The sequence below is a fragment of the Bacteroides mediterraneensis genome, from assembly GCF_900128455.1.
In the GTDB taxonomy this organism is placed as follows: Bacteria; Bacteroidota; Bacteroidia; order Bacteroidales; family Bacteroidaceae; genus Phocaeicola; species Phocaeicola mediterraneensis.
In genome coordinates this window covers 752,526-765,724 of the sequence record NZ_LT635783.1, presented here as the reverse complement: position 1 = coordinate 765,724, position 13,199 = coordinate 752,526, and the positions used below count along the sequence as shown (strand labels likewise).

Genomic DNA, 13,199 nt, shown 5'->3' with positions numbered 1-13,199 from the left:
TTATAATTTACGAATCACATATTCCGCCAGATAACAGCCAAACACAGCCGGCATATAGCTCACCGTACCTGCCGTAGACTTCTTGTTCTGCTCGTTGTCCACCAATATCACCGCCTTCGGGTCGGCCTGTTCCGTGCTGAACACCACCGGCAGTTTCCGCTTCATGCCCATCTTCTGCAAACGCTTCCGTACCGCCTTGCTCAGCCCACAGTGATATGTTTCCCACAAATCGGCAAAACGTACCTGCGTAATATCGCGTTTGGCCCCGGCTCCCATGCTGCTGACAATCTTCAACCCCCGCTGAAGCGCATGATAAATCAGGTAACACTTGGGAGCTACCGTATCAATGGCATCCACCACAAAATCGAACGAAGCACTGTCCAACAGCTGCGGAATCGCCTCATCCTTCAGATAGACCGGCAGTACCGTCAAATCCAGTTCCGGGTTGATGTCCCGGAAACGGGCTGCCAATACCTCCGCCTTCGGTCGGCCAATTACGGAATGAGTGGCAGGCAACTGACGGTTGATGTTACTAGGCTGCACCGTATCCGCATCCACAATTGTCATCCGCCCCACTCCGGCACGGCAAATCATCTCTGCCGCGTAGGCACCTACACCGCCCAAGCCAACGACCAGCACATGTGCGTTCCGCAAGCGGTCCATTTTTTCTTTTCCCAGCAACAGTTCCGTACGCTGCTGCCATTCTATATTCTTATTTTCGTTCATGAATCTTTCTTAAACCATTTATAAAACCAGTTGCCCACCTTGTCATAATACTGCGTTTCGGCCCATCCGCGCGGGTCGGCAAAGCTCAGTGTTTCATTCGGGTCGCCTTTCTGGTCAGGATACAACAACATGATGCTGTTATTATTGAAATACTTGGAAACCTGCATCGGCAAGCGTTCAAAAGAAGAGTCATACGAGATAGAACCCCTTCGGGAACTTACAATCACCAGCAAATGATCATAATTCACCTGCCCGGTAATAATCAGCAGGTCGTCCCAGTTGTCCAGTTCCTGGAACTCCGTCATCACATCCTTATGCTTTTTCTGGATATATCCCTTGATGTAGCCCAATGTCTGCGGATGCGCAAAGAAATGCAAGCGACATCCCAGCTGACTGCTCATCCGGCACAGGTGCGTAATCCACTTCACAAAGCCATGCTCAAATTCCGACTTGGGAGGCACGGCCACAATGATACGCCGCAACGTGTTTACCGGCATCTGAAAACGGGCAATCATCACCTGCTGATAAGTATTTTTCAGCAAGTCCTCCGTCAGATTCCCAAAGAAAGAGTCTACCAGATTGGACTTGTTATGCAAACCGATAACAATCGTTGTCGATTCCGTTTCTTTAGCCGTGTGCAGAATTCCCGTCGCAATGTTCAAATCGAAACGAGAAACCGTTTTCAGCGGGACATTGGCCGAAGCCGCAATCTGCGCCGCCCTTTCCAGGCTACGCTTGCCCCGCATCTCCAGACGCACCGAGTCATTGTTGTCATTAATCACATTCAGTGCGACCAAATTGTCCGTACGTTTCTCATCGCGCACCACCAAGGCCAACTGCATCAACCTCTCCAAGGTATCCGGATTGGCAACCGGTATCAGAATACGTTCCTTTTTCTGCTCCTTCTCTTCGTCCAGCTCCGCATCATCCATCGCAATCCGTTTGGCCGCATGCTCCGTGATGAACGAACTGACCACACAAGTCACCAGAATCAGCAAAATCGTGCCGTTGAGCACATCCTCATTGAGCAGACGTTCACCCGAAGGCAGAATAATGTTGTAGCCCACCAGCACCGCAGCCAGAGTAGCTGCCGCCTGTGCATTGCTCAAGCCGAACATCAGTTCCCGTTCCACCGACTTCATGCGGTAAATCTTCTGTGTCAGCCAAGAGGCAATCCATTTCCCCAGCAAGGCTACCACAATCATCACCGAAGCCACCTTGAGGGAATCGATATGTCCGAAAAGCACATTGACATTGATGAGCATGCCCACCCCAATCAGGAAATACGGGATAAACAAGGCATTCCCCACGAATTCCAGGTGACTCATCAGCGGAGACACATGCGGAATCAGACGGTTCAAGACCAATCCGGCCAAGAAAGCACCCAAAATACCTTCCATACCGACCCATTCCATCAGTCCCGCTCCCAGGAACACCATGGCCATCACAAAGATATACTGTACTACCTGGTCACTGTAACGCCGGAAAAACCAGCGTCCGATGCGAGGGAAAGTCAGCATGATGACAGCACTCACCACTATCACCTTCAGCACCAGCCAAATCCAGAACATATCCGATGTCTCTCCTTTGTACATACCGGAAATCACGGCCAGCACCAGCAACGTCAGCGTATCCGTCACCGCCGTACCTCCCACCGCAATACTTACCGCCCGCTGACGGTTGATGCCATAACGAATCACAATCGGATAGGCAATCAGGGTGTGCGAGGCATACATACTGGCCAACAGTACGGAAGTAATCAAGCCATATCCCAGCAGATGCTGGTTTGTCCACACTCCGATACCCAGCGGGATAATAAACGCCAGCAATCCCAGCACGGTCGCCTTCATGCGGATACTCTTGAAATCCTCCATGTTCATTTCCAGACCGGCCAGAAACATGATGTAATATAATCCCACCTTACCAAAAAGTTCAAAACTGCTGTCACGGGCCAGAATGTTGAACCCATGTTCCCCAATCACGATACCCGCCAGAATCATGCCGATGATGTGCGGAATGCGCAAACGTTCCAGCACAATCGGTGCAAACAAAATGATAACCAAAACCAAGAAAAAAATCCAGGTCGGGTCAGTAATGGGAAAATCTATATCGAAATGAAACAAATCTAACAATTCTTCCATATAAATGAGCGGTCTGTTTTAAATTTATGGACAAAAATACGAAAAAAGTTCCGCATTTCCCGTTTGGTATTCCAAAATGTTTTAATTTTGCGATTCAATAGCTACAGGACGAATTTTAAATATCTTACTGAAGCACAGAAAGCAATACAATCACGGAATTTATTAACTTAAACAAGAAACATAAGAAATGAAAGTAGCAATTGTTGGTGCAAGCGGAGCCGTAGGACAGGAGTTCCTGCGCGTGCTCGATGAAAGAAACTTCCCGGTAGATGAACTGCTGTTGTTCGGCTCAACCAGAAGTGCCGGACGAAAATACACTTTTCGCGGAAAAGAAATCGAAGTAAAACTGCTGCAGCACAACGATGATTTCAAAGGAGTTGACATCGCGTTTACCTCTGCCGGTGCCGGCACATCAAAGGAATTCGCTGAAACCATTACTAAATATGGTGCGGTAATGATTGACAACTCCAGCGCCTTCCGTATGGACAACGACATTCCCTTGGTGGTTCCCGAAGTCAACGCCGCCGATGCCCTGAACCGCCCGCGCGGTATTATTGCCAACCCGAACTGTACGACCATCCAAATGGTAGTGGCCCTGAAGGCCATCGAAAACCTCACTCACATTAAGCGTGTACACGTGGCTACTTATCAGGCAGCCAGCGGTGCCGGTGCAGCTGCCATGGACGAACTTTATGAACAATACCGTCAGGTATTGGCAGGTGAGCCTGTCAAGGTAGAGAAATTCGCCTACCAGCTGGCTTTCAACCTGATTCCTCAGATTGACGTATTCACGGACAACGGATATACAAAAGAAGAGATGAAGATGTATAACGAGACACGCAAAATCATGCACTCTGACGTAAAGGTCAGTGCTACTTGTGTACGTGTGCCTGCTCTTCGTTCTCATTCAGAAAGCATCTGGATTGAAACGGAACGTCCGGTATCCATTGAAGAAGCCCGCGAAGCCTTTGCTCACGGAGAAGGTCTGGTGCTGATGGACAACCCGGAAAAGAAAGAATATCCGATGCCGTTGTTCCTGGCTGGAAAAGATCCAGTATATGTAGGACGTATCCGCAAGGACTTGTCAAACGAAAACGGACTGACTTTCTGGATTGTAGGCGACCAGATTAAGAAGGGTGCCGCACTCAACGCAGTACAGATTGCAGAATACCTGATTAAAGTGAAGAATATCGGATAACGGTTTTACTTCGTTATCAAAACTTAATACGCATCGTCTGCTAAATCTTCCAATAATGCAGACGATGCTTTTTTATATAGTTTACTCCCAATTGAAGCTATGCATTAATACCTTATCTACAAACACAAGTTTCAATTCTCCTTTCATAAGTGTAACACAAAGAAAAAGTATCTGATGCGACATTTCCAATAAAAGAAAGTTTTCTATTCACCAATTTTATTGTATTTTTGCTTATTAAATACAATAACCATGAGAAATAAACTTATTTTACTTTTTCTTCTTATACTTGGAGAATTTCAATTGATTTTTTCTCAACCCCAATACACTTTCAAACGCCTAACCATGACTGACGGTATGGTCAGCAATTATATCGTTGATGTAATCCAAGACAAGCAAGGATATATATGGATGGCTTCTGAATCCGGATTATGCAAATTTGATGGCAATGATTTTACCATATATAATACCGGTAATTCAGCTATCAAAAGTAATGCACATAATGTATTATATTATAATGAGACAGACAATACGGTCTGGGTAGGTACCCAACGCGATGGAGTTTGCATCTTTAATTGTGAAACACAAACATTCACCAATCTCTCAGGAATGATGACGCAAGATGTCACAGACTTAAGCCCTTCTTCCGACGGAGGAATATGGATTACCCATTATCACCTCGGAATAGACCATTATAGCAACAAAACCAAAAAAATTACACATTATAAGGCGGAAAATATCAAAGGCTTGTCTTCAGGCCACTTCTGGTGTGCAAAAGAAGACAAGAACGGACATCTTTATGTAGGACTTCAAAAAGGGGGATTAGCAGTGATTGATATAGAGAAACAAACTGCTAAAGTATATCGTCACGACCCCCAAAACCCATATAGCATTCCCAATAATACAATTCATTGCATTCTAATCAGCAAAACAAACTCAATCTGGGTAGGTACAGAAGATGGACTTGCCTTATTCAATCCACAAAAGGAACAGTTTATTTCTTTTCAAAATCAACCCAACAATCCGACTTCAATTCTTTCCAATCAAATTAATGATATTGGAGAAAGTAAAGATGGAAAATTATGGGTTTGCACACAAATGGGAGGCATCAGCATTTTAGACTTAAATGAAAATGTATTTACAAGTCCACAAAACACACATTTTCAGAATATAAAGGCAAGCAACGATCTGCACGGAATTTCATCTCCTAATGCCAAAAGCTTTCTACAAGACTCATTTGGCAACATCTGGATTGGGAACTATCGTGGAGGAGTTGATTTTTTAAGTTACAATAAGCCTATTTTCCAGACCTTGGAGTACAGTATTCTAAAAGACGGGGCCTTAACCGATAAACAAATATGGGGACTTACGATTGATAACGAGTCGCATGTCTGGCTAGGAGGAGAACATGAAATAGCCGTATTCAATGAAAAGATGCAGCTTCAAAAAATCATCTCATTAGCCGGGAAAGCCAATCCCCATACTCATGCATCTGTCATCTTCAAAGATAAAAACGGAATGCTCTGGCTCGGTTTATATAAAGACGGAATACTCATGTGTAATCCTAAAAACAAAGCTATAACCCGGATTCCAATAAATGACAAAGACGCAGAAATTTGTTGTATATTTGAAGATAACGATAAAATCTGGATCGGCACTCAAAATGGCTTATACTCTTGGAAAGACGGTATCATAAGTGAAGAGAAAACAATAAACGAACAATTACCAGACTTAATGATACATGGTATTCAAAAAGACCGACAAGGACGGCTATGGCTAGGGACATTCGGCAAAGGACTTGTTGTTTTTTCATCACAAAAACAACGTATCATGCAATTCGATACAACCAATGGCATGAATACCAACGCTGTAAACTCCCTTTATCTAGATAATAAGGGGGGACTATGGGCAGCGACCCGCGCAGGTATTGCTTATATTCCCAATCCCTTAAAACCTCAAATTGAGATTTTCGATCATAAACAAGGTTTAATCAATGAAAATGTCAGAGCTATCATTGAGGACAAACAAGGGAAAATATGGCTTAGCACAAACGGAGGTATCGCTCAATGGAAAAAGGAAGAAAAAAAATTTCTTAATTATACTTGGCATCAAGGAGTACCAAGAGGGGACTTTATGGATGGTTCGGTTTGCATAGGAAAGGATGGCACACTCTTTTTTGGATCCCAAAATGGAGCATGCTACTTTAATCCAGAAGATATCGTAGAAAACATTACCATAGCTCCCGTACAAATCACAAGCGTACGAAGTTACGAATACTCTCAACCCAGCAATAAAGATTCTATTACTCCCATCATAAATGGTAAAGTAAATCTCTCATATAAAAACAGCACCTTTACTGTCACATTTGGTGTAATGGATTATACACAGAGTCCACAAGTAGAATATGCCTATACCATGGAAGGTTTAGGTAAAACATGGTTCGAAGTAGAGAATGAAAATAAAATTACATTTCGTGATTTACAGCCAGGTAAATATACCTTTAAAGTAAAAGCCAGAATGAGAAACCAAACATGGAGTGATAATTTTACTGCCATCCAAATTACGATAGCTCCTCCAATCTGGCTCACCTGGTATGCCAAACTTACCTACTTTATCATTATATGCCTTATCATGTATGCTATACTTCATTTCTACAAACGGAAACTGGCATTAGAAAGTCGTCTGAATTTGGAACATCACCAACATGAAAATGACCCAAAATTGAATAACGAGCGTCTGAGGTTCTATACTAATATCACACATGAACTACGCACTCCCCTGACATTAATTTTAGGACCGCTGGAAGATTTACAGGCCGACGACACATTATCACCTAGACAAACCAACAAAATTAGCATTATCCGAAATAGTGCTAACAGACTATTAAATCTAATCAACCAAATTCTTGAATTCAGAAAAACAGAAACAGAAAACAGAAAACTTAAAGTTCGTTATGACAACCTAACCCGATTAATTCAAGAAATAGGCATAAAATATAAGGAGCTGAATCAGAATACCAATGTAGAGATCCATATTAAAACGAGCTTGCCGGAATCCAAACTCTACTATGACCAGGAAATCATCACCATCATTGTAGATAACCTGATGTCGAACGCTCTAAAATATACCCCTAAAGGAAGGGTTACACTATCTATAGAAACCAAAGAAAAAGATGATATCAAATATACAATCATCAGCGTAGAAGATACAGGGCATGGCATATCCAAAGAATCCCTCAACCATATCTTCGAACGATATTATCAAGGACAAGGAAAATACCAAGTTTCTGGTTCTGGCATTGGACTAGCTTTAGTGAAATCTTTGGCAGATTTACATCAAGCTACAATTGACGTGGAAAGTGAAGTAGAAAAAGGTAGCAAGTTTACCTTGAAACTGCTCACAGAAAATACTTATCCCAATGCTGAACACCAAACAATTAAAGAAACAGATTCCCTCTCACAAGAGAATATATTATCCAATGAGCTCAAAGAAACTGAAGACGGGAAACCAATCATTCTTCTTGTAGAAGATAACCAAGACATCAGAGAATATATACGAAGTTCATTCGAAGACAGATATGAGGTTATAACGGCTGCTGATGGAAAAGAAGGATGGGATATCGCACAAAATCAAATTCCTAACATCGTCATCAGTGACATTATGATGCCTGTAATGGATGGCATCGAATTATGTAGAAACATAAAGAAAGATATGCGTACTAGTCATATTCCTATCATTCTCCTAACAGCCAAAGATACACTTCAAGATAAAGAAGAAGGTTATGCAGCTGGAGCAGATTCTTTCATTACCAAGCCGTTCAGCGCCAGATTATTAAATAGCAGAATCAATAATATTCTGGAAAACAGGAGAAAAATAGCAGAAGTCATCACAACTATTCCCACAACTGAAAATGAGCAAAAAGATATTGAAAATGAGCGCCAGAATCTCAATAAACTTGATCAAGAGTTCTTGAACAAGGTTACGGATATTATTGAAAAGAACCTAAGTATCGAGAAAATAGATGTGGCCTTTATCGCAGACAAAATGTGTATGAGCCACTCTACTCTATACAGAAAAATCAAAGGATTGACAGAAATGTCAGTTAATGAATTCGTTAGAAAAGTAAAAATGAAAAAGAGTATAGAGCTAATAAACGACGGAAAGTATTCTTTAGCTGAGATTTCCGATCTTACCGGATTTAGTAGTATAGGCTATTTCAGACAATGTTTTAAGGATGAATATGGAATGGCTCCTTCAGAATATCTGAAAAAGAAACGGAAGTGACCTTCTTTTGTCGAGGAAGCCTATCATATCAAAAAATGCTCGCCATAGCCTTCATTAACAATGGTCGAGCATTTTTGAATAATTATTATATTCGGGTTTATTTCTTGTCAAAAAAATCGAGTGACCAACTATCCATCCACTCTACATAAGGAACTCCATTCTCAAACTGAATAGGTAACCAAATGTAACGTGCATCACTAGGATGCTTTGGGCGCCATATATCTGCCATAAAAATAAAAGCATCTTTTTTCCCTGCTACCGGTAACACATACGTACTCTGACCTCCAAAAGTAATTTCAGATTTAGGGCCACGACAAGGATTCGGGTGTTTCTTCCAAGGTCCCCAGATGCTGGGAGCCGAGAACATACGTGCTTCATTGGGAGCCCATCCTGTACATCCAGAAGTAATCATCCAATATTCTCCATTTCTTTTAAATATAGCAGGAGCCTCATTGTGACCAGCAGGTGCAATGCGGATATATTTTCCCGTATGGCTCAAATAATCGTCACTCAACTCTGCAACTTGTAATGTCAGATTATCCTCAGAAGAATAAATATGATATGCTTTTCCATCATCATCTACAAAAAGCTGCATATCACGCGCCATCTGCCCTCCTTGCAAATCACGCTTGACAAACAATCCTTTATTGATAGCTTCGTACCATACGGGAGTCCACCATTGTTTATATTTATCCGCATCCAAAGTATCTAGCATCTCACGCTGTTTTTCTGTCATATCAAAAGGAAGCTGCCCCGGGTTAATACGCTCCGAACGAATATACTTAAAAGGTCCCTGAGGAGTGTCTGAAACAGCTACCGCAGAACGAGCTGCAGCATAACCTTTTCCTTTTAGTTCCAAATGGAACCACATGACAAACTTTTTAGTCTTCTTATTATAAATCACTTTTGGACGTTCCATAATACATCCTTGCGTAATATCACTGGATGCATCATCCAAGACAACAGGTAATGCAACTCCTTCTTTTTTCCAATCATACAAGTTACGGGAAGAATAACACATAACCCCCACCATTGCACTACTGGTTGTATCCGATTTATTCTCCCCATACCAATAATAAGTTCCCTTGTGATATAATACTCCTCCACCATGGGCATTAACATGTACCCCTTGATTATCAGGCCAAATTTCTCCACTACGAATCTCCTTCGTATTTTTTCCTAATACCAAATCGGGAAACATCAATGTGCACAAGCACATAATCCATAATCCTAAAATTTTCATACCATTAAATTATTGTTGATAAACTCTTACATAATCAATTTCATAACGCATTGGAAAGGCTTCTTCTGACACCTCTCCCCCATTTATACCTCCCACGGCCAAATTTAACAATAAATATTGAGGTTGCATAAACGGATTGAGTTTCTCTCCTATCACACCATTATAAGTATCGTTCAATAATATCTCATTCAATAACTCATCGTCCAAATACAAACGAACAGCTTTCTTATTCCAATCCATACGCCATACATGAAACTCTGAAGCCCAATCAGGGTTCTTTGCCAGAAAATGGCTGAATGGAATCGCTTTACTGTTCCATTTAGCGACCCATCGCTGATCTGTTCCCCACGCTGCATTGGCTAAAATATGTGGTATTCCTTGTTTACGATAAAACTCCATGATATCAATCTCACCACATGAAGGCCATTCCATCGAATTGCCTAATAACCAAATTGCAGGCCAAGCACCCTTTCCTACCGGAATACGGGCACGTATTTCAAATCGCCCATACAAGAATTCTTTCTTTCCTGCCGTAGTAACCGAAGAGGAGGTACATTCTATGAACTCACGTGAAGTTCTCCAATCTTTGCTCCCCTCCTGATAGATTGGATTCAAACGTTTTTCCTTTCGAGCCTCAATAATCAAACAGCCTCCTTTACAATGAGCATTATCAGGTTGATACCATTGTAACTCTTCATTACGAGCAAACCCATTTTCATAATTCCATACCGTAGAATCCAATAATCCATCCCGATTAAATTCATCGCTCCAAACCAATTTATAATTCTCCTGAGCAAAGCTTATAGCGATGCACATTATCCATAAAAATATACCAACAGTTATTCTCTTCATTCTGCCAAAGCCTTTGATTAAAGAAAAATGCCATTCCATTCATTTAGGATACAGAATGGCATTTTAAACAATTATTACTTATCTAACTAATAACGCAATAATTCACTTCACATTACATTGGAAACTTTATATTGCCAAAAACATAATCAATCTAATTCAACAGTTTCCGGATCATAAATATCAAGTTCTACATCATAGAATTTAAATTCTGCCATATGGAAATAAGAGCTATTCTGTGTAGTAGAAGTCACATTGAAACGAAAGTGAGTAAACGGTTTACCTGCATCTACATATTCTGTAGTAATATGTGCTCCTGAAGAAGCAGCAAACCCACTCAATACCTTCACTGTCTCCCAGTTACTTCCATCATTACTTATCTGAAGTTCCACCACTGAAGGGAAACCATCAGAGTTTCCGACCACACGATCCCACCATTCCAATGCAAAGATTTGATGTTCCTCATTGAAATCAAGCTGAATATAATGAGGTAACGGAATCTGAGGACTACTCCAACGGGTATGGAAAAAGTCGTTTGTATCACCGTTTATCAAATTTTTAATCGGACCTTCTGAAGGTTCTTGTGCATTTGTGCTCAATTGATTTTCGGTAAGCTTATACTCTGTACGCTTTTCTGTAATAGTTGCAGGTGCTATACCTGAAGTAGCCTTGATAGATTTTATTTCTCCACCTTCATTATTTGCATTAAAAGTCTGATAAAATATCTCATATTCACCAAAACGTGCACGCGTATCATCAATCAACAATTCAGCTGTACCCTTGGAAACTACATTATAAACCGTTTGTTTTGACAATGGATCATCATACCAGATTTTCATATAGGAAAATTCAGCTCCTTCCGGTACATTCCAAGTCAAATATATTTGACCCGGCAATGCTTCCGATGTAATACCTTCTATTGTTGTTGGATACCCCATATAACCTTGCGGTTCAAAGGTTTCCAATTTATCATCGCATCCTGTCCCTATGTAGGCAACAACTAATGCTGCTATTATATATCTAAGTTTCATAAGTTATTTGTCTTTAAATAAAACAACAATCAATTATTCCATCCTGGATTCTGAGACAAATTAGGATTCTTACGAATCTCACTATCCGGTATTGGGAACAGATACATCTTATCATTCCAATAACGAGATTTAGTGACACGCGTATAAGTATAGGCATCACCATTCTTGACAATCTGCATTTCTATCAAGTTTTTCTGTGAGTTACCATCTTTCCAACGACGAATATCCCAAAAGCGATGCCCTTCAAATGCCAATTCCACCATACGTTCACGGCGGTATTTCGTTACAAATTCATCTGTAGACATATCAGTAGGGAAACCAGGCATCTGAACATCCGAGCGATTACGAACCACATTTACAGCCTCTCTCGCAGACATAGGAAATTCAGCACTAGTCGCATCCGAAGAACCTAGATAATTAAATACGGCTTCCGCATAATTCAAATAGAATTCACCCAAACGATAAGTTACCCAACTATGTCTTTTGCCACCACTACTAGTAGAAGCACTAATATCGATTGTTCCATCCAGATATTTTTTCAAGTAATATCCAGTAGGAGTAGCTCCCGCAATTGGCAATGCATTACGTCCACCCACATAAAGTTCAAGAGGAACTGGATTTGTATTCGGCCATTTATCCCCATTAACGGCAACTGTCATAGCCAGACGAGGGTCACGGCCCTGATAAGGATTAGATGGATCATATCCACTTCCTTCTTCATTCCAAGCCTTACCGGTAGCTTGCATTTCATAAGCATCCACCAAATTCTGAGACGGGCAGTTTCCTGAATTACCATTTTCCATACCCATCGGGAAATTTGTACGTTCTGGAGAATCAGTATCTCCGACACGACGAACATAAATCATTTCTTTCGCTTTATAATTATCTGTTCCCCAAATCTCAGAATATTTACCAAGCTGGATTCCATTAGCTGCACAGAAATCAATCACGGCTTTATTGGCCTCAGCAGCCTGTTTCCACAAGTTTTTATCGTTCGAAGCATTAAACAACGGACTTGCCCAATACAACAATGTACGTGCCTTCAAGGCCAAAACTGCTTGTTTGGTAATACGTCCCGTTTCTGGATTTGTACCATTGGCCGCATCATTTTCCAGTTTTGTATAGTCTACCGGAAGTTCATCAGCTATTTCATCACATTCCTTCACAATGAAATCAAACACATCGGCCACCGGAGTGCGACTTACTTGATTGGCCTCATCCTCTGTCATTACCTTCGTAATCAAGGGTACCTCCCCATAAGCACGAACCAAATTAAAATAAAAGTATGCACGTAAAAAGCGGACCTCATATTGATAGCGGTTAAAACGCTTCATTTCTGCTTCATAATTTTTGTCTTGCTTCAATTCTGAAAAATCTGCATATTTAGATTCTTCCAAATAAAAATTAGCCTTTCGAATTCCTTCAAAACTCCATCTACTATAAGCGTTCGTCGGACTCCAACGACCGTCAGTATATCCAAGTACAGAAGACCAGCTCCATGCATATTCAGCTTCATCGCATGCTGAACAAAGTGAGCCGTCTGCCGGAAGATCCGAATCCAAATAACTATAAATATTCGTTACAACAGCCCCCGTACGACCAAAGTCTGTAAAAACGTAACTTTTATCATAGGTTGTATATTCATGATAATCCAAATCTGCACACGAAGCCATCAAAGACATGCAAGCCAATCCAAATAATATCTTTTTAAGTTTCATAGTTTTTTACTT

General features: G+C 41.2%; 8 protein-coding genes. 2 read left to right on the top strand and 6 right to left on the bottom strand.

Annotated elements, in window-relative coordinates; genetic code table 11:
- Both BQ7480_RS03065 and BQ7480_RS03060 read right to left on the bottom strand, forming a co-directional pair.
- Positions 1-726, bottom strand: a complete 726-nt coding sequence (locus tag BQ7480_RS03065) for a tRNA threonylcarbamoyladenosine dehydratase (RefSeq protein WP_072541675.1) — start codon at positions 724-726, stop codon at positions 1-3.
- Positions 723-2,867, bottom strand: a complete 2,145-nt coding sequence (locus tag BQ7480_RS03060) for a cation:proton antiporter (RefSeq protein ID WP_072541674.1) — start codon at positions 2,865-2,867, stop codon at positions 723-725. Before BQ7480_RS03060 ends, BQ7480_RS03065 begins: the two co-directional genes overlap by 4 nt.
- A gap of 187 nt (positions 2,868-3,054) precedes the next feature.
- Between BQ7480_RS03060 and BQ7480_RS03055 the strand changes: the two genes are divergently transcribed.
- Positions 3,055-4,065, top strand: coding sequence for an aspartate-semialdehyde dehydrogenase (locus tag BQ7480_RS03055; protein ID WP_072541673.1), 1,011 nt, complete (start codon positions 3,055-3,057; stop codon positions 4,063-4,065).
- Between the two features lie 249 nt (positions 4,066-4,314).
- Complete coding sequence (locus BQ7480_RS03050) at positions 4,315-8,346, top strand: hybrid sensor histidine kinase/response regulator transcription factor (protein WP_072541672.1); 4,032 nt, start codon at positions 4,315-4,317, stop codon at positions 8,344-8,346.
- Between the two features lie 97 nt (positions 8,347-8,443).
- Here the strand turns inward: BQ7480_RS03050 and BQ7480_RS03045 are convergent, their stop codons facing one another.
- From BQ7480_RS03045 to BQ7480_RS03030, 4 genes are all read right to left on the bottom strand, one after another.
- On the bottom strand, positions 8,444-9,565 hold the full coding sequence (locus BQ7480_RS03045) for a glycoside hydrolase family 43 protein (protein WP_235816718.1): 1,122 nt from the start codon (positions 9,563-9,565) through the stop codon (positions 8,444-8,446).
- Between the two features lie 33 nt (positions 9,566-9,598).
- Entirely contained in the window at positions 9,599-10,441 is an 843-nt protein-coding gene (locus BQ7480_RS03040; RefSeq protein ID WP_072543871.1) for a glycoside hydrolase family 16 protein, read from the bottom strand.
- Between the two features lie 146 nt (positions 10,442-10,587).
- Entirely contained in the window at positions 10,588-11,469 is an 882-nt protein-coding gene (locus BQ7480_RS03035) for a discoidin domain-containing protein (protein ID WP_072541670.1), read from the bottom strand.
- A gap of 29 nt (positions 11,470-11,498) precedes the next feature.
- On the bottom strand, positions 11,499-13,187 hold the full coding sequence (locus tag BQ7480_RS03030) for a RagB/SusD family nutrient uptake outer membrane protein (protein WP_072541669.1): 1,689 nt from the start codon (positions 13,185-13,187) through the stop codon (positions 11,499-11,501).
- Between the last annotated feature and the right edge of the window lie 12 nt (positions 13,188-13,199).

Excerpts from the sequence above, each read along its gene's own strand:
- BQ7480_RS03060 (WP_072541674.1), bottom strand. The coding sequence starts at position 2,867 with ATGGAAGAATTGTTAGATTTGTTTCATTTCGATATAGATTTTCCCATT.
- BQ7480_RS03035 (WP_072541670.1), bottom strand. The coding sequence starts at position 11,469 with ATGAAACTTAGATATATAATAGCAGCATTAGTTGTTGCCTACATAGGG.
- BQ7480_RS03030 (WP_072541669.1), bottom strand. The coding sequence starts at position 13,187 with ATGAAACTTAAAAAGATATTATTTGGATTGGCTTGCATGTCTTTGATG.
- BQ7480_RS03055 (WP_072541673.1), top strand. The coding sequence starts at position 3,055 with ATGAAAGTAGCAATTGTTGGTGCAAGCGGAGCCGTAGGACAGGAGTTC.
- BQ7480_RS03040 (WP_072543871.1), bottom strand. The coding sequence starts at position 10,441 with ATGAAGAGAATAACTGTTGGTATATTTTTATGGATAATGTGCATCGCT.
- BQ7480_RS03065 (WP_072541675.1), bottom strand. The coding sequence starts at position 726 with ATGAACGAAAATAAGAATATAGAATGGCAGCAGCGTACGGAACTGTTG.
- BQ7480_RS03050 (WP_072541672.1), top strand. The coding sequence starts at position 4,315 with ATGAGAAATAAACTTATTTTACTTTTTCTTCTTATACTTGGAGAATTT.
- BQ7480_RS03045 (WP_235816718.1), bottom strand. The coding sequence starts at position 9,565 with ATGTGCTTGTGCACATTGATGTTTCCCGATTTGGTATTAGGAAAAAAT.